Source organism: Mycolicibacterium phocaicum, from assembly GCF_010731115.1.
Lineage (GTDB): Bacteria > Actinomycetota > Actinomycetes > Mycobacteriales > Mycobacteriaceae > Mycobacterium > Mycobacterium phocaicum.
Window position 1 is genome coordinate 949,177 of record NZ_AP022616.1, and the last position, 23,237, is coordinate 972,413.

The 23,237-nt window shown below is 66.6% G+C and carries 24 protein-coding genes; 5 read left to right on the forward strand and 19 right to left on the reverse strand.

Features of this window, described 5'->3' with window-relative positions:
* Positions 1-91 precede the first annotated feature (91 nt).
* The 13 genes from G6N46_RS04555 to G6N46_RS04615 form a co-directional block, all read right to left on the reverse strand.
* Positions 92-1,717 (reverse strand): ABC-F family ATP-binding cassette domain-containing protein, encoded by a 1,626-nt coding sequence (locus tag G6N46_RS04555; RefSeq protein WP_061000875.1) that lies wholly within the window; start codon positions 1,715-1,717, stop codon positions 92-94.
* Between the two features lie 40 nt (positions 1,718-1,757).
* On the reverse strand, positions 1,758-2,588 hold the full coding sequence (locus tag G6N46_RS04560) for an enoyl-CoA hydratase (protein WP_163692595.1): 831 nt from the start codon (positions 2,586-2,588) through the stop codon (positions 1,758-1,760).
* Between the two features lie 47 nt (positions 2,589-2,635).
* Positions 2,636-3,001: a thioredoxin gene (gene trxA, locus G6N46_RS04565; protein ID WP_138249191.1), complete on the reverse strand. Its 366-nt coding sequence runs from the start codon at positions 2,999-3,001 to the stop codon at positions 2,636-2,638.
* Positions 3,002-3,046: 45 nt separating this feature from the next.
* Positions 3,047-4,147, reverse strand: a complete 1,101-nt coding sequence (locus tag G6N46_RS04570; protein WP_138249190.1) for an NADH:flavin oxidoreductase — start codon at positions 4,145-4,147, stop codon at positions 3,047-3,049.
* 69 nt (positions 4,148-4,216) lie between these two features.
* The gene (locus G6N46_RS04575) at positions 4,217-4,903 is read right to left on the reverse strand and encodes a DUF8548 family protein (RefSeq protein ID WP_138249189.1); all 687 of its coding nucleotides are present in this window, start codon (positions 4,901-4,903) and stop codon (positions 4,217-4,219) included.
* Positions 4,904-5,044: 141 nt separating this feature from the next.
* Positions 5,045-7,201 (reverse strand): acyltransferase family protein, encoded by a 2,157-nt coding sequence (locus tag G6N46_RS04580; protein WP_234880640.1) that lies wholly within the window; start codon positions 7,199-7,201, stop codon positions 5,045-5,047.
* A gap of 367 nt (positions 7,202-7,568) precedes the next feature.
* Positions 7,569-7,943, reverse strand: coding sequence for a metal-sulfur cluster assembly factor (locus tag G6N46_RS04585; protein ID WP_138249188.1), 375 nt, complete (start codon positions 7,941-7,943; stop codon positions 7,569-7,571).
* Positions 7,940-8,428, reverse strand: coding sequence for a Fe-S cluster assembly sulfur transfer protein SufU (gene sufU, locus G6N46_RS04590; RefSeq protein WP_138249187.1), 489 nt, complete (start codon positions 8,426-8,428; stop codon positions 7,940-7,942). The genes G6N46_RS04585 and sufU overlap by 4 nt, the downstream gene beginning before the upstream one ends.
* Positions 8,425-9,681 (reverse strand): cysteine desulfurase, encoded by a 1,257-nt coding sequence (locus G6N46_RS04595; RefSeq protein ID WP_138249186.1) that lies wholly within the window; start codon positions 9,679-9,681, stop codon positions 8,425-8,427. Before G6N46_RS04595 ends, sufU begins: the two co-directional genes overlap by 4 nt.
* 2 nt (positions 9,682-9,683) lie before the next feature.
* Positions 9,684-10,451, reverse strand: a complete 768-nt coding sequence (gene sufC, locus G6N46_RS04600) for a Fe-S cluster assembly ATPase SufC (RefSeq protein ID WP_138249185.1) — start codon at positions 10,449-10,451, stop codon at positions 9,684-9,686.
* On the reverse strand, positions 10,448-11,653 hold the full coding sequence (sufD, locus tag G6N46_RS04605; RefSeq protein WP_138249184.1) for a Fe-S cluster assembly protein SufD: 1,206 nt from the start codon (positions 11,651-11,653) through the stop codon (positions 10,448-10,450). Before sufD ends, sufC begins: the two co-directional genes overlap by 4 nt.
* A complete protein-coding gene (gene sufB, locus G6N46_RS04610) occupies positions 11,653-13,080 on the reverse strand; it encodes a Fe-S cluster assembly protein SufB (protein ID WP_138249183.1) in 1,428 nt (475 codons plus the stop codon). The genes sufD and sufB overlap by 1 nt, the downstream gene beginning before the upstream one ends.
* A complete protein-coding gene (locus G6N46_RS04615; RefSeq protein WP_174814109.1) occupies positions 13,077-13,898 on the reverse strand; it encodes a helix-turn-helix transcriptional regulator in 822 nt (273 codons plus the stop codon). Before G6N46_RS04615 ends, sufB begins: the two co-directional genes overlap by 4 nt.
* A gap of 34 nt (positions 13,899-13,932) precedes the next feature.
* Here G6N46_RS04615 and mptB point away from each other — a divergent pair, with 34 nt between their 5' ends.
* Genes mptB through G6N46_RS04630 form a run of 3 tightly spaced genes read left to right on the forward strand, consistent with a single transcriptional unit; the run spans position 13,933 to position 17,317 of the window.
* On the forward strand, positions 13,933-15,612 hold the full coding sequence (gene mptB / locus G6N46_RS04620) for a polyprenol phosphomannose-dependent alpha 1,6 mannosyltransferase MptB (protein ID WP_138249182.1): 1,680 nt from the start codon (positions 13,933-13,935) through the stop codon (positions 15,610-15,612).
* Positions 15,609-16,538 (forward strand): ABC transporter ATP-binding protein, encoded by a 930-nt coding sequence (locus tag G6N46_RS04625; protein ID WP_163692597.1) that lies wholly within the window; start codon positions 15,609-15,611, stop codon positions 16,536-16,538. The genes mptB and G6N46_RS04625 overlap by 4 nt, the downstream gene beginning before the upstream one ends.
* Positions 16,535-17,317 (forward strand): ABC transporter permease, encoded by a 783-nt coding sequence (locus G6N46_RS04630; protein WP_138249180.1) that lies wholly within the window; start codon positions 16,535-16,537, stop codon positions 17,315-17,317. Before G6N46_RS04625 ends, G6N46_RS04630 begins: the two co-directional genes overlap by 4 nt.
* On the opposite strand, the gene G6N46_RS04635 is transcribed toward G6N46_RS04630, so the two are convergent.
* Entirely contained in the window at positions 17,310-17,918 is a 609-nt protein-coding gene (locus tag G6N46_RS04635; RefSeq protein WP_138249179.1) for a hypothetical protein, read from the reverse strand. The two genes, G6N46_RS04630 and G6N46_RS04635, sit on opposite strands and share 8 nt — an antisense overlap.
* Positions 17,919-18,001: 83 nt before the next feature.
* Here G6N46_RS04635 and G6N46_RS04640 point away from each other — a divergent pair, with 83 nt between their 5' ends.
* Entirely contained in the window at positions 18,002-18,583 is a 582-nt protein-coding gene (locus tag G6N46_RS04640; RefSeq protein ID WP_138249178.1) for a TetR/AcrR family transcriptional regulator, read from the forward strand.
* A 20-nt stretch (positions 18,584-18,603) separates the two neighbouring features.
* Positions 18,604-19,533 (forward strand): COX15/CtaA family protein, encoded by a 930-nt coding sequence (locus G6N46_RS04645; RefSeq protein WP_174814017.1) that lies wholly within the window; start codon positions 18,604-18,606, stop codon positions 19,531-19,533.
* Here G6N46_RS04645 and G6N46_RS04650 read toward each other — a convergent pair.
* The 5 genes from G6N46_RS04650 to G6N46_RS04670 all read right to left on the reverse strand — a co-directional run bounded on the left by G6N46_RS04650 (position 19,523) and on the right by G6N46_RS04670 (position 23,237).
* Positions 19,523-20,065 (reverse strand): Uma2 family endonuclease, encoded by a 543-nt coding sequence (locus G6N46_RS04650; RefSeq protein WP_138249176.1) that lies wholly within the window; start codon positions 20,063-20,065, stop codon positions 19,523-19,525. The two genes, G6N46_RS04645 and G6N46_RS04650, sit on opposite strands and share 11 nt — an antisense overlap.
* Before the next feature lie 142 nt (positions 20,066-20,207).
* On the reverse strand, positions 20,208-20,843 hold the full coding sequence (locus G6N46_RS04655) for an HD domain-containing protein (protein WP_234880639.1): 636 nt from the start codon (positions 20,841-20,843) through the stop codon (positions 20,208-20,210).
* 328 nt (positions 20,844-21,171) lie between these two features.
* Positions 21,172-21,717, reverse strand: coding sequence for a hypothetical protein (locus G6N46_RS04660; protein ID WP_138249175.1), 546 nt, complete (start codon positions 21,715-21,717; stop codon positions 21,172-21,174).
* Complete coding sequence (locus G6N46_RS04665; RefSeq protein WP_234880638.1) at positions 21,714-22,199, reverse strand: hypothetical protein; 486 nt, start codon at positions 22,197-22,199, stop codon at positions 21,714-21,716. Before G6N46_RS04665 ends, G6N46_RS04660 begins: the two co-directional genes overlap by 4 nt.
* Positions 22,200-22,304: 105 nt before the next feature.
* Entirely contained in the window at positions 22,305-23,237 is a 933-nt protein-coding gene (locus G6N46_RS04670) for an ATP-grasp domain-containing protein (RefSeq protein WP_138249173.1), read from the reverse strand.

Consider the following 23,237-nt stretch of genomic DNA (forward strand, 5'->3'; position numbering starts at 1 on the left):
GTCCCCTGACTCTCCCCCGGCGGTATACCGGGCTGACGGGAATCAGCGTAAGAACAGCGCTCGCTCGGCGCGGGCGATTCGGTGAATCAGGTCAGGCCAATTCGATGAGATCGCGGTAGGTGTCCGACCAGAAGTCCTCGGTGGCGTCGGGCAGCAGCAGCACGCGCTGCGGATTGAGCGCTTCGGCCGCGCCCGGATCGTGCGTCACGAGCACCACCGAACCGGCGTAACTGCGCAGCGCGTCGAGCACCTGCTCGCGCGACGCCGGATCGAGGTTGTTGGTCGGCTCGTCGAGCAGCAGCACGTTGGCAGTCGAGGCGACCAGGCCGGCCAGCGCCAACCGGGTCTTCTCACCACCGGACAGCGTGCCGGCGGGCTGATCCAGCTGCGGGCCCGTGAACATGAACGCGCCCAGCAGGCCACGCAGATCCTGTTCCCCGGTGTCTGGGGCGGCGTGCCGGATGTTCTCCCACACCGTCGCGGCGTTGTCGAGGGTGTCGTGCTCCTGCGCGAAGTACCCGATCTTGAGGCCGTAGCCCGGTTCGATGCCGCCGGCGTCGGCGGTCTCCACCCCGGCCAGCAGGCGCAACAGCGTCGTCTTACCGGCGCCGTTGAGGCCGAGGACCACGACCCGCGAACCCCGGTCGATCGCGAGGTCCACGCCGGTGAAGATCTCCAGCGAGCCGTAGGTCTTGGTCAGGCCCTTGACGATCAGCGGGGTCTTGCCGCACGGCGCCGGCGTCGGGAACTTGATCTTGGCGACCTTGTCGGCCACCCGCTCGGCGTCGAGCTCGGCGATCATGCGCTCGGCGCGGCGCAGCATGTTCTGTGCGGCAACGGCTTTGGTGGCCTTGGCGCCCATCTTGGCGGCCTGCGCCCGCAGCGCACCCGCCTTCTTCTCGGCGTTGGCGCGCTCACGGCGCCGGCGCTGCTCGTCGGTGGCGCGGGCGTCGAGGTACTTCTGCCAGCCCATGTTGTAGACGTCGGCCTCGCCGCGCACGGCGTCGAGGAACCACACCCGGTTCACCACGTCGGCGAGCAGTTCGACGTCGTGGCTGATGACCACGAGACCGCCGGTGTGGCTCTGCAGGAACGTGCGCAGCCAACCGATGGAGTCGGCGTCGAGGTGGTTGGTCGGCTCATCCAGCAGCAGCGTGGTGTTGGAACCGGAGCCCTCCGAGGCCGCGAACAGGATGCGGGCCAGTTCGATACGGCGACGCTGACCACCGGACAGGGTCCGCAGCGGCTGCGTCAGCACCCGGTCCGGCAGGCCCAGGCTGGCGCAGATGCGGCCGGCGTCGCTCTCGGCGGCGTATCCACCGAGGGCCGAAAACCGTTCCTCCAGAACGCCGTACCGGCGCACCGCCTTGTCGCGGGCGGCCTCGTCGACCACCTCGGCCATGATGGCCTGCTGCTTCTCCAGGTCGGCCAGCAGCGTGTCCAGGCCGCGGGCCGAGAGCACCCGGTCGCGGGCCAGGACGTCCAGATCGCCTTCCTTCGGATCCTGCGGCAGGTAACCGACCTCGCCGATGCGCTCGACCGTCCCGGCATACGGCTGGCCTTCACCGGCCAGGATGCGCAGCGTCGTGGTCTTGCCGGCACCGTTGCGGCCGACCAGACCGATCCGGTCGCCCGGCTGGATCCGCAGCGCGGAACCCTCGAAGGCCAGCAGCGTGCGCGCTCCGGCGCGGACCTCCAGGTCCGTTGCGGTGATCACGCTGCTGCCTCCTTAGCTGTGCCGGGCGGTCCGTGCCGGCTTACTTGTCGTCCGTGAAGACCGCGGGTCGTTTCTCGGCGCGCGCAGCAACCGCCTCTTCGAAGTTGGCGGTGAGCAGTCGGATGAAGAGCTGACCCAGGCCTTCGGCCTGCATATGGCTCTCCAGACTACCGGCGTCCAGTCCACTCCAGAGAGTCCGCTTGGTCAATTCAATTCCCGGGCGGGAGAACGAGCCGATGCGCTCGGCCATGTCGAAGCAGGTTTGCAGGAGCTGATCGTCGGCGACGGTCCGCGACACCAGACCGATCCGCTCGGCCTCCGCCGAGTCGATGTCCCGTCCGGTGAGCATCACCTCGAACGCCCGCGACGTGCCGATGGCCCGCGGCAGCAGATAGGACAGGCCCAATTCGCTCGCCGTCAGACCGTTGTTGATGCCCGCGGCCCGGAAGTAGGCGCCCTCGCCGGCGACGCGGATGTCGCACGCCAGCGCGAGGCACAGGCCACCGCCGATCGCCGCCCCGTTGACCGCCGCGATAACCGGTTGATGCAGCTTGCGTAGGGCGAGGATGACGTCGTCGAGCACTTCCATGGACCGCAGCGCGAACGTCGGCCGGGTGAGCCCCGCGACGTGCGGCACCGAGCCGGCCGACTTGTGGTCGGCGCCGGAGGAGAACCCGCGCCCCGCGCCGGTCAGGACGACCGCGCGCACATCGTTGTCGTTGGTGACGTCATCGAGCGCCGCCTTGAGCGGGACCATGACGTCGAACGCCATCGAGTTCATCCGCTCGGGGCGGTTCAGGGTGACCAGCGCCACGCCGGGGCGCGGGCGGTCGACGAGTACCAGTGGGTTCTGTTCGGTCACGCCCTGCACGCTAGCGGGTGCGCAATGTCACACCCGCCGGCAGTGCTCGGCCGGGCTCAGGCGTCGGTGCCGTCGCCCTTTTCGGCCATCGCGGCGTCGATGTCGAATTCCTTGATCTGGCTGATGACCTCGTCGAGCTGATTGGCCGCCAGCATGCCCGAGTGCCGGAACACCAGCTGGCCCTTCTTGAACGCCATCAGGGTCGGGATGGCCTGGATTTCGGCCGCGGAGGCCAGCGCCTGCTCGGCCTCGGTGTCGACCTTGGCGTGGAAGACGTCGGGGTGCTTCTCGGACGATGCGGTGAACGTCGGAGCGAACGCCCGGCACGGCCCGCACCATGACGCCCAGAAGTCCACCAGCACGATGTCGTTGTCGCTGATGATGCCGTTGAATTCGGCGGCGGTGATGTCCTTGGTGCTCACGCTTCTCCCAACATTGCGGTGTACCTGCTTGTTCCCAGTATCTGGTCAGCTCAATCGTGCCAGCGCACTGGCCGCGTCGTAGCCATTGAACCCGTCCAGGGTGCCGCTGCGCAGGCGGTTCACCCAACCGGGGTCGGCGAGCAGCGCCCGCCCGATCGCGACCATGTCGAACTCGCCGGCGTCGAACTGCTCCACCAGCTGATCCACCGGCCCCGGTTCGATGACCTGGCCGGGCTTCTCGGAGCGGAATGCGGTCTGCAGACCGACCGAACCGACCGTGATGACGGGCGTCCCGGTGACCTTCTTGGTCCAGCCGGCCAGGGTCAGAGCGGGGTCGGCGTCGGGGAACGCCGGCACATAGTGCCGACGCGTCGAGGGATGCAGCGCATCGACACCGGCGTCGACCAGCGGCGCCAGCAGTTCCTGCAGCTGCATCGGGTCGTCGACCAGCGTCGCGTTGTAGTCGGTGCCCTTCCACTGCGAGAAGCGGTAGATGATCGGGTAGTCCGGGCCGACCGCCGCGCGCACCGCCGCGACGACCTCGGCCGGGAAGCGGGTGCGATTCTGCACCGAGCCCCCGTATTCGTCGGTACGCAGATTCGTTCGGGTCCACAGGAATTGGTCGAGCAGGTAGCCGTGGGCGCCGTGCAGTTCGACCGCGTCGAAGCCGACCTCCTTGGCGTTGCGTGCCGCCTCGGCGTACCACTGCGCGACGGCGGGAAGCTCGTCGGCCGCCAGGGCACGGCCGATCCGCTCACCCAGTCCGTTGACTCCCGACGGACTGACCGGCGCCACCCCGTCGCGGTCACCACGCTCGGCGCCCTGGTGCCACAGCTGGGCGGCGATGGTCGCCCCGTGGCGGTGCACCGCGCTGGTGACGTTGCGCCAGCCGTCGAGCGCCTCCACGCCCACGAGCGTCGGGATGTCCGGCGAGCCGGCGGCCGACGGGTCGCCCACCCGCACGCCTTCGGTGATGATCAGGCCGACGCCGCCGGCAGCCCGACGCGCGTAGTACTCCGCCACGTCGGGCCCCGGCACACCTCCGGGCGACGCCTGCCTGGTCATGGGCGCCATCGCGAACCGGTTGGGTACGGTCAGGTTCCGCAGGGCCAGTGGGGCGAAGAGTCCAGATGCATCGACGGTCATGAGCCTATGCAACACCGTGGCGGCTCAACCGATTCCGCCGGTGCCCGGCTGCCGGTCAGTTGTCTGCTGTCATGCCGATGACGGCAGCTCGTGTGCGCGGCGTGCTTCGAACCGCCAGATCGCCTGGTGCAGCGCATCGGCGTGCCAGCCGGCCGCATCCGCGACGGCGGCGAGCAGGCCCGCGGTGTCGATCGGGCCGTCGCGACCGATTTCGCGCGCGACGTATGCCGCGACGCTCGGATCCGTGCCGGGCAGTTCCGCCAGCATCAGCAGGAAGCGCCAGGTGAAGCCCGAGCGCTGACCGGGTATCGCGCACCACGCCCGCTTGGCCTCCTTCGCCAGCTCGGGGTCCGCGGCGACCACCCGCAGGTCTTCGGTGGTGCTGATCCCCAGTGCGACAAAGGCTTGCGCGACCTCCGTCAGCGCCACCGAGCGCAGCGGTGCGTCTTTCCTGGTGGATGTCGGCCGCCGATTACCGATCTGGGCGGCCCACGGTTCTGGGCCACCCAGTGCCTCGACATTCGCGAGCAGTTCGGGTGCACCGTCAGTGTCGGCGTCACCGCCCTGGCCCGCTCGATAGCTGCGGTACCGCTCGATGATCGTGTCGACAGTCTCATGGCGAGCGCCGGTCGCGTAGATCGCGTCAATGATGCACAGCGCCAACGAGTTTGGATAGCCGACCGGCATGGGCCAGCTGGCGGGATCGCCGAGATCGCGTTCGCACGCGGCCCGCAATTGTTCGATGTCAGCGTTCATCGTGGTGCCTTCCTGTCGCATCGGACCGCCTTGGTCCTGATGCGCTGGAAGCTAGAGAAGGCGACCGACAAAAACGCTGCGACAGCGCCTCAGAATCGAGAGTTATCCACAGGCCTGAGCGCTTCGGAGTTCACCTTCCGCTCAGTGGTTGGCGAGCGCCCGGTCGATCAAGGCACCCATGGCCGGCCCCATGGCTGCTGAGTACTCGCGCGTCAGATGGCTCCCGTCGTAGAACACCATCGTGTTGCCCACTACCGCCGGACAGTTGTCGCTCGAGCAGAACAAATCGCCGGTGTTCATGTACTGCCCACCGTTGTCGCGAACGACAGCAGTTTCGGCCGCGATACCGGCGTTGTAGTTGGCAGGCCACGTACCCGCGCACGCCTTTGCGTCATCCAGATGCCCCGCCAGGCAGCTTGTTGCCACCGAGGGGAGGCTCGGTTCCGGCCCTAGGACCAACACCTGCGAACCAAAGCTGCGGAGCTCCTTCACCAGGTGCCCCAATCCGTCGATCCACCCGGAATTGAACGGGTTGAACCCCGGTTTGCCCCACACGCCGATGCCGTCCGGGCCGTAGCCCCGTACCGCGGTCACCACCACCAGTTGCGGGGGCTCGGCGCGCAGTCGGGCCATGATGCCGTCACGCCACTGGGCACAGCGCTGCAACTCCTCCGACATCGCATTCAGATGGGACGTGAGCGGTAGGTCGACAACCGGGCATGAAGCTTTCCCCATCAGCACCATGCGCCAATCCCGCTCATCGACAGCCCGCTGGAATGCGGGGTTCCACATGCCGGCGTGGGAGTCGCCGAACACGGCGATCGTCGTCGCCGATGACCGGTTACCCGTCACGCACTCCGGGTGACTGCCGTCGAACGGCAGCGAACGCACGCAGCCGTTCGCGACAATCGAATTGATCTCGGCAGCGGTGCCGGTGAGCGACGGCGTCAGATTCGACGGCACGGCCGTCATTCCCACCGACGCCTTGACAACTGTGTTCACCTGGGCGAACGCATCCCGCACAGCAGTGTCGTACGCCGCCATCGGAAGACCCTGCGGCGTCGGCTTGGCGGCGAAAGCCAGTGGCGGCGCCGCCGGTCCGTGTCCGACCGGCGCGGGTGTTCCCACCAGCAAGATCGCTCCCGCACCCACCGCGATTGCAGTGACGACGGCGCCCAGGCCCAGGCTGTTGCGAGGCGATGTACGAATGCGGTCAGCGAATCGCAGCGGGTTTTCGATGTACCGCAGGGTCAGCACGGCCAACCCTGCCGACAATGCCGCCGCGGCCAGTCGCACGGGCAGGCTCACCGCGTGACCCAGGAATGCCGGGATCAACACCAGCACCGGCCAGTGCCACAAATACCACGAATACGAAATCCGGCCGATCGACCGCATCGGCGCCAACCCCAGGAAGCGACCGCACCCCGTCTCTGCATGCGCGCACCCGGCCGCGATGATCAGCGCCGCGCCCAGCGTGGGAAGCAGCGCGACAACACCGGGGTAATCGGATGCGCCGTCGATCCAGTAGCAGGAGAACAGCACCATCGCCAGACCGGCCCACCCCAGCACAGCGGCGCCGATACGCGGCAGCCGCTGCCAGTAGACCGCGGTGAGCGCCACCAGTCCACCGATGGCCAACTGCCAAGCGCGGGTGGGCAATGACAGGTAGGCGGCCGGCGGCATGATGTAGGTCAGCACCAGCGACGTCGCGAACGACACCACCACAACCAGTCCAAGCATTGCGATGAACGGAACCGGCGACGACGTCCCCTCGTTCCGGTCACGACCTCGTCGTACCACCCGACGTACGAACCAGGCCGTCACGATCAGGAGAACCGGCCACAGCAGGTAGAACTGTTCCTCTACGCCCAGCGACCAGTAGTGCTGAAACGGCGACGGTGTGGTGAGGGCATCTCTACCGAAATAGTTGATTCCCGAAGCAATGAACCAGTAGTTGCTCACATAGAGCGCGCTGGTGATCGCGTCCAGGCCGACGGTCTTGACCTGTAGGGGCGACACGATGAAGGCCGCCGCAATGACGGTGACAACACCCACAGTGGCCGACGCCGGCAGCAACCGCCGTGCGCGGGCACCCCAGAAGCGGCGCAGGCTGATGCTCCCCGAGGTACCGACTTCGCGCCACAGCACGCCGGAAATCAGGAATCCGGAGATGACGAAGAAGACGTCAACACCGACGAAACCGCCCTTGACCCCGGGTATTTCGGCGTGGAACAAGACGACTGCCAGAACCGCAATGGCGCGTAGTCCCTCGATGTCGGGACGAAAACCCTTGGGCACTTTCGTATCCGTTTTGGGTGCGGCCGGATTCCCTCCCGATCCGTAACCGGGTGAGGCTGCCGTCCGCCCAGAGCCCTTCTGGCGTCCGGAATCCATCTGTTCAGTGACCACCCGGTGTTCCCGTCCTTCCACCACACCATCAAGCAAGGCAAACAAGTTGGTTCGCCGGTGGAACGACGGACATTCGACGTCGCCGACGGCACAACACATCGACTCCACGCCGACTCCGCAACCGGTCATCAGACCGGAGATTCGGATAGTAGTGTCGTTGAGCGGCGTTATTTACGCAAGTGTGGACAGAACGTCTCAGCAAACATTGTCAAGCCTGGACGCGCCCACTCGAACGCCGTTTCAGCGAAATTTAGGACTAGACCGTGAAGCCGAGCGCCCGAAGCTGCTCGCGGCCGTCGTCGGTGATCTTGTCCGGCCCCCACGGCGGGTTCCACACCCAGTTCAGCTTCAGATCGCTGACCAGGCCCGCACCCACCAAGGCAGTCCGCGACTGGTCTTCGATGACGTCGGTCAACGGGCAGGCCGCCGACGTCAGCGTCATATCGAGCTTCGCGACGGTGCCTTCATCGCCTTCTTCAAGGCTCATGCCGTAGACCAGGCCGAGGTCGACGACATTGATGCCCAGCTCGGGGTCGACGACGTCGCGCATCGCCTCCTCGACCGCATCGAGCAGTTCGGGGTCATCGACGGCGTTGACCGCAGTCGTTTCCTCGGGTGTGGCTTCACTCATCGCTTACCCTCCGCATTGGTGCCGACAGCTGCCAGCACGGTGTCTTTGGCACTCGCCTCGGCGAGCGCGGCTTTGAACGCAGTCCAACCCAGCAGCGCGCATTTCACCCGCGCCGGATATTTGGCGACGCCGGCGAATGCGATGCCGTCACCCAACACATCTTCGTCTCCCTCCACGCTTCCGCGGGAGGAAATCATCTCGGTGAATGCGCCGACGGTCTTGAGTGCTTCGTCGACGCTCTGACCGATCACCTGATCAGTGAGCACCGACGTCGATGCCTGGCTGATTGAACAACCCTGGCCGTCGTACGAGATGTCGGCGATGGTCTCGCCGTCGTCGGACAGCGTCACCCGCAGCGTCACCTCGTCACCGCATGTCGGGTTGACGTGGTGCACCTGCGCGCCGAACGGCTCGCGCAGCCCGCGATGATGCGGGTGCTTGTAGTGGTCCAGGATCACTTCCTGGTACATCTGTTCCATTCTCATGTGGAATCACGCCCAAAAAATTCGATAGCGCGTTTGACGCCCGCGACCAAGCGGTCAACCTCGTCGAGCGTGTTGTAGACGGCGAACGACGCCCGCGCGGTCGCCGCGATGCCGAACCGCCGGTGCAGCGGGGCCGCGCAGTGGTGGCCAACGCGGACGGCGATGCCCTCGTCGTCGAGAATCTGGCCGACGTCGTGGGCGTGGACTCCGTCGAGCACGAAGCTCACCGGCGATCCGCGATGCTCGGTGGTGGTCGGCCCGATGATCCGCACCTGCGGAATCTGGGACAGACCCTCCAGTGTCGCAGCCACCAACTCGGCTTCGTGCGCCTCGATGGCAGCCATGCCGATGGCACTCAAATACCGTGCGGCAGCAGCCAACCCGACGACCTGCGAGGTCATCGGGGTGCCGGCCTCGAACCGCTGCGGCGCGGGCGCGTAAATCACCGATTCCATGGTGACGGTCTCGATCATGGACCCGCCCGTGAGGAACGGCGGCAACGCATTCAGCAGCTCACGACGGCCGTACAGCACACCAATTCCAGTGGGGCCCAACATCTTGTGGCCAGAGAACGCCGCGAAATCGACGTCGAGGGCGTGGAAGTCGATGGGCTGGTGCGGCACCGACTGGCAGGCGTCGAGCACCGTCAGCGCGCCGACGGCTTTGGCCCGTGCCACCAGTTCGGCGACCGGTGCAATGGCTCCCGTGACATTCGAATGATGAGTGAAGGCAACCACTTTCACCCGGTCATCGAGCTGCAGCGAATCCAGGTCGATACGACCGTCATCAGTGGCGCGGTACCAACGCAGCTCGGCACCGGTGCGACGAGCCAGCTCCTGCCATGGGATCAGGTTCGCGTGGTGCTCCAGCTCGGTGGTTGCGATGACGTCTCCCGGCCCGACCATGCGGTCAAACCGGTTGTCCCCCACCGCATACGACACCAGGTTCAGCGCCTCGGTGGCGTTCTTGGTGAACACCAGCTCGTCGTCATCGGCACCGACGAACGCCGCAATGTCCGCGCGGCCCTGTTCGTAGGCGTCCGTGGACTCCTCCATCAGCTGGTGTGCACCACGGTGCACCGCGCCGTTGGAGGTGGTCAGAAACTGCCGCTCGGCATCGAGGACCTGTAGCGGCTTCTGCGACGTAGCCCCGGAATCGAGGTACGCCAACGTGTTTCCGCCGCGCATCACCCGACTCAGGATCGGGAAGTCGGCCCTGATCCGCGTCAGGTCGAGATCAACTGACGCGGTCACTGTCAGGCCTCAGCAGCCGCGGTGGTGTAGCGCTCGTAGCCGTTCTCTTCGAGTTCGTCGGCCAGCTCCGGTCCACCGGAGGTGATGATGCGGCCATCGAAGAAGACGTGCACGAACTGCGGACGGATGTAGCGCAGGATGCGGGTGTAGTGCGTGATGAGCAGGACGCCGCCGTGCTCGGCCTCGGCGTAGCGGTTGACGCCCTCGGAGACGACGCGCAGGGCGTCGACGTCGAGGCCGGAGTCGGTCTCGTCGAGGATGGCGATCTTCGGCTTCAGCAGGCCCAGCTGCAGGATTTCGTGGCGCTTCTTCTCACCACCGGAGAAGCCTTCGTTGACGCTGCGCTCGCCGAACGCCGGGTCGATGTCCAGCTCGGACATGGCGGTCTTGACCTCTTTGACCCAGTGCCGCAGCTTGGGCGCCTCGCCTCGAACAGCAGTGGCCGCGGTGCGCAGGAAGTTCGACATCGAGACGCCGGGCACCTCGACCGGGTACTGCATGGCCAGGAACAGGCCGGCGCGCGCACGCTCGTCGACGCTCATCTCCAGCACGTCCTCGCCGTCCAGGGTGATGGACCCGGAGGTGACGGTGTACTTGGGGTGGCCGGCGATGGCGTACGACAGCGTCGACTTGCCAGAACCGTTGGGGCCCATGACCGCGTGGGTTTCGCCCGACTTCACCGTCAGGTTGACGCCCTTGAGGATCGGCACGTCGGCGCCGTCGGGTGCGGTGACCGAGACGTGCAGGTCCTTGATTTCCAGTGTGGTCATGAGTTGTTGCGTCCTTCAGTCAGTTCAAGTTCGTGTTCGATGGCGGCGGTGAGGCGTTCGCGGACTTCCGGCACGGCGATCTTTTGGATGATCTCGCCGAAGAAGCCCCGGACCACCAGGCGGCGGGCCTGGTCTTCGGGGATACCGCGGGCCTGCAGATAGAAGAGCTGCTCGTCGTCGAAACGTCCGGTGGCACTGGCGTGTCCGGCGCCGACGATCTCGCCGGTCTCGATCTCGAGATTCGGCACCGAGTCGGCGCGCGCGCCGTCGGTGAGCACCAGGTTGCGGTTCACCTCGAAGGTGTCGGTGCCCAGCGCCTCTGCGCGGATCAGCACGTCGCCGATCCACACGGTGTGAGCATCGGGCTTCTTCGAGTCCGGATCCCCTTGCAGCGCACCCTTGTACAACACGTTGGAGCGGCAGTTCGGCACCGCGTGGTCGACAAGCAGCCGCGACTCGAAGTGCTGACCGTCGTCGGCGAAGTACAGGCCCAGCATCTCGGCGTCGCCGCCGGCCGCGAGGTAGCGGGTGCGCGAGGTCAACCGTACGACGTCGCCGCCGAGGGTGACGGCGACGTGCCGCAGCACTGCGTCCTTGCCCAGGGTGGCGTGGTGGGTGCTGACGTTCACCGCGTCGTCGGCCCAGTCGGCGATCGACACGACTGTCAGCCGCGCGGCGTCGCCGACGACGAATTCGATGTTGTCAGCGTAAGTTCCGCTGCCGCTCTGGTCGATGACGACGACGGCCTCGCCCAGTTCGGCGACCCGCAGCTGCAGGTGGCCATAGGCGGTCTTGCCCTCACCGGGACCGGCGATGGCGATCTCGATGGGCTCGGCGACCTGAACATCGCGCCCGACGGACACGATGGTGGCCTCGGTGAACGACGAATATGCCTGTGCGGCAACGCGGTCGGCCGGAACACCGCCCTGGCCCAGCCGCGAATCGTCGCGCCCGACGGTCTCGACGGTGACACCGTCACGCGCCGAAACCTCAATGCGCGCAGCGCCGGTGGCTTCGGCGGAGCCGTCGTGCAGGCCGTGCAGTCGCTTCAGCGGAGTGAACCGCCAGAGCTCGTCGCGGCCGTGCGGCACTTCGAAAGCGTTGACGTCAAAGGACGTAAACAGCTCGCCCTTGTTGGCGGGAGCCAACGGTGTACCTTGCGTGGCGACGATTCCCTCCGCCGCCTCGGTCAAGTTGGTCATTAACCGACAGCACCTTCCATCTGCAGCTCGATCAGCCGGTTCAGCTCGAGCGCGTATTCCATTGGCAGTTCCTTGGCGATGGGCTCGACGAAGCCGCGCACCACCATCGCCATGGCCTCGTCCTCGGTCAGGCCGCGGCTCATCAGATAGAACATCTGATCCTCGCTGACCTTCGACACCGTGGCCTCGTGACCCATCGTGACGTCGTCCTCACGGATGTCGACGTACGGGTACGTATCCGAGCGGCTGATGTTATCCACCAGCAGCGCATCGCATTTCACGCTCGACTTGGAGCCGTGTGCACCCTTGTTGACCTGGATCAGGCCGCGGTACGACGACCGGCCGCCACCGCGGGCGACGGACTTCGAGACGATATTCGAGGACGTGTTCGGAGCCAGGTGCACCATCTTGGCGCCGGTGTCCTGGTGCTGGCCTTCACCCGCGAACGCCACCGAGAGCACCTCGCCCTTGGCGTGCTCGCCGGTCATCCAGACCGCCGGGTACTTCATGGTGACCTTCGAACCGATGTTGCCGTCGATCCACTCCATGGTCGCGCCGGCCTCGGCGCGGGCTCGCTTGGTGACCAGGTTGTAGACGTTGTTCGACCAGTTCTGGATGGTCGTGTACCGAACGCGCGCACCGGGTTTCACCACGATCTCGACGACGGCCGAGTGCAGCGAGTCCGACTTGTAGATCGGCGCAGTACATCCCTCGACGTAGTGCACGTAGGAGCCCTCGTCGGCGATGATCAGCGTCCGCTCGAACTGGCCCATGTTCTCGGTGTTGATCCGGAAGTAGGCCTGCAGCGGGATGTCGACGTGCACGCCCGGCGGCACGTAGATGAACGAGCCACCCGACCACACGGCGGAGTTCAGCGCGGAGAACTTGTTGTCACCGGACGGGATCACGGTGCCGAAGTATTTCTTGAACAGCTCCGGGTGCTCACGCAGGCCCGAGTCGGTGTCCAGGAAGATGACGCCCAGCGCCTCGAGGTCTTCGCGGATCTGGTGGTACACCACTTCGGACTCGTACTGCGCGGCGACGCCGGCGACCAGGCGCTGCTTCTCGGCCTCCGGGATGCCCAGGCGGTCGTAGGTGTTCTTGATGTCCTCGGGCAGTTCCTCCCAGGACGTGGCCTGCTTCTCGGTGGACCGCACGAAGTACTTGATGTTGTCGAAGTCGATGCCGTCGAGGTCGCTGCCCCAGCGCGGCATGGGCTTCTTGTCGAAGATGTGCAGCGACTTGAGCCGGAAGTCGAGCATCCACTCGGGCTCGTTCTTCTTGGCGGAGATGTCGCGGACAACAGCCTCGTTCAGCCCGCGGGTCGCGGCGGCGCCTGCGGCATCACTGTCAGCCCAGCCATAGCCGTAGGTGCCCAGGGAGGCAATGGTTTCCTCCTGGGTCAACTGTTCCGGGGTGGTCGTCATTGCGACACTCCTTCTTCTTGGGTCGCGGTGTGGATGGAGTGGACTGCGTTCTCGGGGATCACGGGGACGTGCGTAGTGCACGCACAATCGCCGTTGACGATGGTGGCCAGGCGCTGCACGTGCGTACCGAGTACCTCGGCGAACGCTTCGCGCTCGGCGTCGCACAGCTCGGGGAATTCCTCGGCGACGTGCGACACCGGACAGTGGTGCTGGCAGATCTGCACGCCGCCGATGGGTCCGGTCACCGGCGTCGTCGTGGTGGCGTAGCCGGCCTTGGTCAGCGCCGTGGCCACCTGATCCGCGGTGTCGGTGATGTCGTCGGTCGCGGTGACGCCGGACAGGATCGAGTCGATACGGCGACGGGCGAAGGTGCGGATGGCGTCGTCGCCACCGATCTCACGCAGCTGGCGCATGGCGGCCGCGGCGAGGTCGTCGTAGGTATGGCCGAGCTTGGCGCGCCCGGCGGCGGTGAGGCGGTAGCGCTTGGCGGGACGGCCACGGCCGTTGTGCTGCCACGCGGCGGCGGCGCTGGATTCGGCGTCGCCGGCCTCGATGAGCGCGTCGAGATGACGCCGCACGCCGGCCGCGGAGATGCCGAGTTGCTCGCCGATCTGGCTCGCGGTCACGGCGCCTTCCAGCAGCAACTGCACGATCGCCGAGCGGGTGTGACCGTCGGAAACAGCCGTGGCCGACGCCACCGCGGTCGCGGTGCCGACAGCTTCGGGAGCTCCGGACGGCAATTTCACAACACCATTGTGACGGAATTCAGAAACCGAATCTAGGAAGGTAACCCTTATCACCGCGGTCCCGCGGTTCAGCGGCCCGAAAACGGCCTACGGCTAATCTGCTCTGATGCCCGACCGCCTTCAGCACCTGAGCACGGCCGTCGCGCACTGGCATGCCGACGAGCCGTCCGTCGGCTCCCCCCTCAATGCGTCCGAGATCGCCTCCCTGCGCCGGACCCGCCGGTTCGGGGCGACCGGAACGGTACTGATGGCCATCGGCGCGCTCGGCGCCGGCGCCCGGCCCGTCGTGCAGGACCCGACGTTCGGGGTGCGCCTGCTGAACCTGCCGTCCCGCATCCAGACCGTCTCGCTAACCATGACCACGACCGGCGCCGTCATGATGGCGTTGGCCTGGCTGATGCTGGGCCGCTACACGCTGGGCAAACGCCGGATGTCCCGCAGCCAGCTGGACCAGACGCTGCTGCTGTGGGCGCTGCCCCTGCTGATCGCGCCGCCGATGTACAGCAAGGACGTCTACTCCTATCTGGCGCAGAGCCAGATCGCGAGCATCGGGCTGGACCCCTACCGCGTCGGCCCGGCGACCGGTCTCGGGCTCGGCCACGTCTTCACCCTGACGGTGCCCAGCCTGTGGCGGGAAACGCCGGCGCCCTACGGACCGCTGTTCCTGTGGATCGGGCGCGGCATCTCCGAGATAACCGGCGACAACATCGTCGCCGGCGTGCTCTCGCACCGGCTGGTCGTGCTGCTCGGGGTCGCGGCCACGGTGTGGGCAACGCCACGGCTGGCGCGCCGCTGCGGTGTCGCCGAAGTCAGCGCACTGTGGCTGGGACCGTGTAATCCCCTGCTCTTCATGCACCTCATCGCGGGCATCCACAACGAAGCGCCGATGCTCGGACTGATGCTCGCCGGCACCGAATTCGCCATGCGCGGCATCGATTCCGCCCGCCCGTTCCTCCCACGGCCCCTGCGCCGGCCACGGCACCGCGATGACTGGGCCGCCTGGTACCCACTGGCGATGCTGCTCACCGGCACGGTGCTGATCGCCATGTCGTCGCAGATCAAGCTGCCGTCCCTGCTCGCACTGGGTTTCGTGGCGATGGCCCTCGCGCGCCGGCTCGGCGGGACGGTCAAGGCCTTCTTCCAGGCCTGCGTGCCGCTGGGCACCGTCGCACTCGCGGTCATGGCGCTCATCGGCTGGGCCAGCGGCCTGGGCTTCGGCTGGCTGTTCACCCTCGGCACCGCCAACGTGGTGCGGTCCTGGATGTCGCCGCCGACGCTGGTCGCGCTCGGTACCGGACAGGTCGGCATCCTGCTGGGACTGGGCGATCACACCACCGCGGTCCTCGGGCTGACGCGTGGGATCGGCGTCTTCGTCATCGGTGTGCTGGTGAGCTGGCTGCTGCTGTCGGTGCTGAGGGGGCGGCTGCACCCACTGGGCGGCCTCGGCGTCGCCATGGGCGCGACGGTGCTGCTGTTCCCCGTCGTGCAGCCCTGGTACCTGCTGTGGGCGATCATCCCGCTGGCCTGCTGGGCCACCCGGCCGGGCTTCCGCGGCACGACCATCGTGGTGACGTTCGTCGTCGGCGTCTTCGGCCCGACGGCCAACGGCGACCGGTTCGCGCTGTTCCAGATTCTCGACGCCACCTTGGCCAGCACCGTCATCGTGCTGCTGTTGATCGCGCTGACCCGTAACCGCCTGCCGTGGCGCGGATTGCCGGAATCAGACAACGGTGACGCCCCTGGTAGCTCCCCTGCCAGGCCCGACGCTTACGCTGAATCACCGTGAGTTCCAGTGAGACGCCCGTTCTGCTGCGCGGCGTCAGCAAGCGCTACGGCGATATCCAGGCCGTAAACAACCTGGACCTCGAAGTGCACCGCGCCCAGGTGCTGGCCCTGCTCGGCCCCAATGGCGCCGGCAAGACCACCACCGTCGAGATGTGCGAAGGCTTCAACAAACCCGACTCCGGGAGCATCTCGATCCTGGGTCTGGACCCGACGGCTGACAACGCCAAGCTGCGCGCCCGCATCGGTGTGATGCTGCAGGGCGGCGGCGGCTACCCCGCTGCCAAGGCCGGCGAAATGCTGAATCTGGTGGCGGCGTACTCGGCCAATCCACTCGATCCGCAGTGGCTGCTGGACACCCTGGGACTGACTGAGGCCGCCCGCACCACCTACCGTCGGCTCTCCGGTGGCCAGCAGCAGCGCCTGGCGCTGGCCTGCGCCATCGTCGGACGTCCGGAGCTGGTATTCCTCGACGAACCCACCGCCGGCATGGACGCCCACGCCCGAATTGTGGTGTGGGAGTTGATCGAAGGCCTGCGCCGTGACGGCGTGACGGTCGTGCTCACCACCCACCAGCTGACCGAGGCCGAGGAACTGGCCGACCACATCGTGATCATCGACCACGGCGCAGCGGTGGCCGCGGGCACGCCCGCCGACCTGATGCGCGGTGGCGCCGAGAACCAGTTGCGCTTCTCCGCGCCCCCCAAGCTGGACCTGTCGCTGCTGATCTCCGCGCTGCCCGAGGGCTACCGCGCCACCGAAGCCGCCAGCGGCGAATACCTGGTGGAAGGCCATATCGACCCGCAGGTGCTGGCCACCGTCACCGCGTGGGCCGCCCGCCTGAATGTGTTGGCCACCGACATGCGCGTCGAGCAGCGCAGCCTCGAGGACGTGTTCCTCGACCTGACCGGACGGGAGCTGCGGTCGTGAGTACCGAGACCAATCGGTTCGCACCGGGGACGTTCACCCCGGACCCGCGGCCCGCCGCCATCCCCGCGATGCTCGCGGCGCAGTACAGCCTGGAGCTCAAGCTGCTGCTGCGCAACGGCGAGCAACTGCTGCTGACCATGTTCATCCCGATCACGCTGCTGATCGGGCTCACGCTGCTGCCGCTGGGCTCGCTGGGCGACCACCGTCCGGGCACGTTCACCCCGCCAATCATGGCGCTGGCGGTGATCTCGACGGCGTTCACCGGGCAGGCCATCGCCGTCGCCTTCGATCGGCGCTACGGCGCGCTCAAACGCCTCGGCGCCACCGCGCTGCCGGTGTGGGGCATCATCGCCGGCAAGTCGCTCGCCGTGGTCACCACGGTGTTCCTGCAGTCAATCCTGTTGGGCGGCATCGGCATTGCGCTGGGCTGGCGGCCGAGCCCGCTGAGCCTGCTCCTCGGTGCGGTGGTCATTGCGATCGGTACCGCGTCGTTCGCCGCGCTGGGCCTGCTCCTCGGCGGGACACTGAAGGCCGAGATCGTGCTGGCCCTGGCGAACCTGTTGTGGTTCATCCTGGCCGGTCTCGGCGCCCTGACCATCGAGCACCGGGTGGTCCCCGATGCGTTGCGCTGGGTGGCGCGGCTGACGCCGTCGGGCGCACTGACCGAGTCGCTCACCCAGGCGATGACGCTGTCGGTGGACTGGTTCGGCATCGCTGTGCTGGCCGTGTGGGGCGCACTGGCCGGACTGGCCGCGATGCGCTGGTTCCGGTTCAGCTGACGGGCACCAACTGCGGCAGCAGGAATTCCAGCTGCCCGACCTCTTCGATGTTGTGCTTCACCCATGCCCGCACCATGTCGTCGGGAAACCGCCGGGCCAGCACGCGGTTGACCGGCGTCATGATCGCCGACCGCGCGCCGACATCGAGCACGCTGACGTAGTGCGCCCCTTCGGCGCCCGCTGACCAGGTGTGCTCAAGGCAGAACACGATCACCCCAGCCACGCGCTGCACCAGCCGGATGCCGGTCGCGTCGAGCTTCTCGACCCGGTCCACCACGTCGACGTGGTACTCCGGCCGGCCACCGAACGCCTCGACGATGCGGAACCGCGCGCCTTCGGCCGCACCTCCAGTCGAGGCGGGCCGGACCAGTTCCCAGCGGATGTGGTCGACGGGATGCCAGGCCAAGTACCGGTCGATCACCTCATCGCCGTAGCGCATGGTGCCGCCGAGGTGCGTGAACCAGTCCAGCAGCATCGCCGGCGTCACCCCACGTAGTGGCCGGTGCTCGATGGTCACCCGGCGACGGCCGTGGGGCGCCCGGGTGTAACGGACGGTCGCGGTGTCGAGGGCTCGCAGCGGGTACAGGATCGGGCGGCTCATGGCTTCCTCCAAGATACGATTCCGTTTCTTAACAAGACACTAGGCTCATCGGTTAAGATACGCAAGCGTTTCTTCAAGGAGGTCTGATGCGACGACGCGGCGACGAACTCGATGCGGCGATCCGCGCCGCGGTCATGACGCTGCTCACCGAGCAGGGACCGGCCGGGGTGACCATGGAGGCCGTCGCCGCCGCGGCCCGCACCAGCAAACCGGTGCTCTACCGACGCTGGCCCGACGGTGCCGCATTGCTGCGAGACACCTTGCTGCGCAACCCGAAAGCGGCGATACCGCACACCGACACCGGCAGCTACCGCGGCGACATGCTGGCGGTGCTGCGCGGCTGGGCCGCGGTGTTCACCGGGCCGCAAGCCGCCACCATGCGAGCGGTGGTCGCCGCGATGACCGGGGACGACGAACTCGCCGCCGCGTTCCGGGCCGACGTGATCGGCTGGCGCAAGCAGGAGATGGCCGACCTCCTGGCGCGCGGGGTGACCCGCGGCGACGTCCGCGCCGACGTGCCCGTGGAGATCGCCCGCGAGCTCGGCCAGAGCGTGCTGTGGCACCGACTCCTCATCACCGGCGACGCCATCACCGACGAGCTGGTGGTCGACCTCGTCGATCAGGTGCTGGTGCCGTTCGTCGCCCCTACTACGCCACGTAGTTAGCGCTGATCTACCATCAGCCTGTGCTCGACAAGCTGCCCATCCCCTCGCTTCGGGTCCAGCGGCTCATCGCATTCCTGGTCATCCTGACCCAGGGCGGCATCGCCGTCACCGGGGCCATCGTCCGCGTGACCGCGTCCGGACTGGGCTGCCCGACCTGGCCGCAGTGCTTCCCCGGCAGCTTCGTGCCGGTGCCGCACGCCGAGGTACCCGTGGTGCATCAGGCCGTCGAATTCACCAACCGGATGTTCACGTTCGGCGTGGTGCTGACGGCTGCCCTGGCGGTCCTCGCCGTCATCCGCGCCGGCCGCCGCCGCGAAGTCAAGGTATACGCCTGGCTGATGCCGGCGTCGACTGTCGTGCAGGCGGTCATCGGCGGCATCACGGTCCGCACCGGACTGCTGTGGTGGACCGTCGCCGTCCACCTGCTGGTGTCCATGGTGATGGTCTGGCTGGCGGTGCTGCTCTACGTCAAGATCGGCGAACCCGATTCAGGCACCGACCAACTCGTCGTACCGCAGCCGCTGCGCTGGTTCACCGCACTCACCGCCGTCACGTTGTCCGCAGTGCTGGTGACCGGCACGCTGGTGACCGGTGCCGGACCGCATGCCGGCGACAAGAGCGCCCTGCAACCCGTCAAGCGCCTGCAGGTCGAGATCACCGATCTGGCGCACCTGCACTCGTCGTTGCTGGTGGCCTACCTCAGCTTCGTCATCGGGCTGGCTTTCGGCCTGCTCGCGGTACGCGCCCCCAAGCCGGTGCTGCTGCGGCTGGCCGTCCTCGCCGCGCTGGTCCTTGCCCAGGGTGCGGTCGGCGCCGTCCAGTTCTACACCGGCGTACCCGCGGTTCTGGTCGCCATCCATGTCGCGGGCGCAGGTGCCTGCACCGCAGCGACAGCGGCGCTATGGGCGTCGATGCGGTCGCGTTGTGCCCCAAGCTCCGCTAATCAGTGAGATTCGCGGGGTCGAATTCCACACTGAAGGGCTCGGCAAGGTGTGCCGGTTCCCCGGGCGCAATCGTGCCCTTCATGACGTACTGACCGTCGGTGAGCGCGCGAACTTCGACCGTTCCGTCGCGCTCAATCCGCCAGTAGTTTGGGATTCCCGCTTCGGCGTACTTGATGACCTTCAGACTCCGGTCGACGAGTTCAGTTGAGCGCGAAGCAATCTCGACAACCAGCGCAACGTCGGACGACTCATGCCATTCGACTCCGCGGACGGCATCAGGCTTCAGCACAACCAGATCAGGAATGAAATTGCCACCCGGGACGCGAACACCGACTTCGTACAGCACCCGCCAGCCAGCCGGAGCCGCGGTCGCGAGAAGAATCAACAGCTTTGCACCTATCCCCTGGTGGATGTCCAACGGCGGCGGCGTCACGAGCAGGCTCCCATCGACGATCTCGTAGCGGTGCCCGTCCGCGGGCAGATCGTTGAGATCGGCTTCGGACCAGTAGTCGGGAAACTTCGGAATTGGCTGCGCCATGGCACCCCCTTTCAATCGCGACGGTAAACCTGACCACTGACAACTTTAGGCGTAGCCCCGACTTGCAGGCGCTAGCACTGGCAACTCCGGACGATAGGCAACGACAGTGCATCACCGGTGTGCCCCGAGTCAGAACAGTGGGCTAAGCCGATACTGCTTCCAGCGCCTGTCGGTACTTGCGTTCAAGGCGTTCACGAGTCGCCGAATCCAAGCCGGCTAGACGGACAGGGTCAGAGTTGTCGGCGATGTCGGCGAGCTTTACACGGCGTGCCAGGTCATTACCGCGGACCCGTCGGTAGTAGTCGGCTGGGGCTTCGCCTACGCGGCGGGTGATCGCATCGACAGCTGCGACGACGTGCGGCGCGAATTCGTCGCCTAAATCGGACAGTTCGATGCTGGTGTCCTCGACGACGTCGTGCAGCCATGCCACTGTCTCAGCGTCGTGGTCGTCGGACACTCGTGCGGCGACACGGGACACGTGCCCGATGTACGGCTGCCCAGCCTTGTCCGATTGGTGGGAGTGTTCGCGGTGAGCGATCGCTTTCGCCGCTTCGAGTGCGGTCATGCGGATGCGGTTCGTAGCTACGCGTCGCCTCAGCGCGTCGCACACCTGCATTGCCTCAGCCTCGGAAACAGGCTGTGCATCACCGGCCTGCCGAGGAAGGTCCGCGGCGATCCAGCCTCTGATCGGGTTGAACGTCTCGATCCACGGAGCGACAGGGCCATCACCCAATCGCCACACCGCGCAATCACCGTCAGCCAAGTACTTGTAGGCCATCGTGCCTCCGTTCTCCAAGGGGTGGGGAGGAACATCGCAGGCAGTCCTCGTGGGTGCAGTCCGGCCGGATGCTGCGGCCCTCCAGTCTCGCTCGCTTCACACAGTCGCGGGTGTACCGGGCATACTCATCAAACCACGCTGCGAGTTCTTCGGACGCGTAGTTACGGACCTGCAGCTCCGTCATTCGCAGAACTCTTCCGAGGAATCGAATGCCCGGGGTGACAGTTCCGTCCACGGGTTCGGCGTCGCAGATCGCGGCGGTGCTGGCGGCGGTCGTCATCTCGGTGTAGGTGTCGAACCCGCGACGGGTGGGTCGACGTTCCGGCAATCAGTGCTCGCGGTTGGCCAAAGCCTTCTCCCGAATGACATCCCCCAGCGCGTCCCACGCGCACTCCTGTGCACCGAGGGCGATCAGCGGTCCGAGCCGAATCGTCTTCTGTGCCAATGCTTTTTGATTGAGGATGCTCGTCGCCAGGACATGGAACGTCCATTGTGTGACATCGAGCGGATTGATGTCGGCGCGCTTCGTGCCGTTGAGCAAGCAGAAGACATACACGTCGGCGCTTCGCTCCGTATTAGCGGCATAGGTGTTGGTACGGGCGTCCCACCACTTCGCGGGGCCGATGTTGAACGAGATCATCGAAGACAGGTCTTGATCTTGATGCCACGATTGGACATAGGCAGCCGATTTCACCTCCACGCCAATACCGTCGACTTCGAGGTCGTGCTTATCCCATTCGACACGCGTGATTTTCTTGGTGTCGATGCCGAGTGCTCTCGCAACGATGTACTCGGCCAGTACGCCGCGGGTGGTGTTCGACAGCAGGTCGTCGTACGCCCAGGCGTGGAATTCCTGTTTGTCCAGGTGAGTCATCGTCGTCCCTTCAGCGCATGATCCGTTCCCTTGCCCAGCACCGTCACGACCTTGTGCCGGTCGACGTCATCCAGTGTCAGCACCGCCTCGGGTCGGGTGATCCGCTTCAAATCGTCGGTCGACGGCTCCGGCACCAGCAGCGCTAGTTCGCGTGCCTCATAAATGTCGATGTTTGTGTGTACCCACCGAACCTGATCGGTGAGCTGGTGGTCGACGCTGACGAACCAGTTGGCGATGAAAACCTGCAGACGCGGGATCAAAGTCCAGACCTTGCGACGGGCCAACGCCGAGCCATTTGGCCGAGTGAACGCAAGCCACGCGAGCACACCACTGTTGGCGTCGGTGAGCTTCCAGAACGCGCGGCCGTTCGGAGCGATGATGTTCGGCCCATTGGCAGCAAGGATGTGCCCGATTTGGGAGGCCAGTCTCCGGTAGTCGGGAATGCCGCGGTCGTAGTCGTCACGCGGCTGCTCGGTCGCCACAAGCCGGATCATATGCACCCTCGGTAGCGGTCGAGTAATGACGCGCCAAGCGTGTAACCCAAAACCAACATTCCAGCCGGCGGTGCCCCAGTCGCCGACACATGGCTACCGCTGCGGCAGCGGCCCGAGGTCGAGTCGCTCCAGAGCCGACTCGACACCAAGAGCGAATTGCCGTTGCGCCAGCGCACGTTCAGGCTCGGCCAGCTGCCGCCAGCCGAGCCCCGGTTCGACCAACTCCAGCTCGAGCAGCCGGGGATCCCGCCGGTCTCCGATGACGTCGACCCGCGCGTAGAGGAATTCCGTCGGGTCGATGCCGAGATGTGCCGCCGCAGCGGCGAGCGTCGCGTAGCCGACGTCCCACAACTCGAAGTCCGGGTCGGCCGGCTGCAGTTGTTCCTCGGCATACGTGCCGGACTCGTGCATCTCCACACTGCCGCCCGGTGGCGGCAGCATCGGCCCCTTGATGAAGGCGTGCGACTGCTTGCCGGCCAGGAACACCAGCGCGGTCTCCCCCGCCTCGATGCGCACGTCGTAGGGCTGTATGAGCGCGGTGCGGCCGTCGGCCTGCAGCGTGGCCGCGTGCGCAGCGGCCGCGCCGGCATCGGCGAATCGTTGCGCGCCAACCGAACCCGCGCCCACCGCGGGTTTGACCACAACCTCACCGGCGGCCACGGTCACCGACTCCCCCGGCGCGAAGAAAGCACTCGGCACCGTCGGCACCCCGGCCGCCGCCAGATCTGCCAGGTACCGTTTGTCGCTGTTCCACGCGACCACCTCGGGCGCGTTCAGCAGATTGCGCACCTTCGTGGTCCAGGCCAGGAATTCGTCGTGTCGCTCGGTGTAGTCCCACGTGGCCCGCAGGATCACCAGGTCGGCCGCCAGGGTGGCCGGGTCGTCCCACGCGAGCCAGTTCGCATGCAAGCCGCGGTCCCGCAACGCCTTGACCAACCCGTCGTCGTCGCCGTCGCCTTCGACGAGAGCGTTGCAACCAGCCAAAACGATGCGGGGATGACGGATATCGGGCCGCGCGAGTTTCAC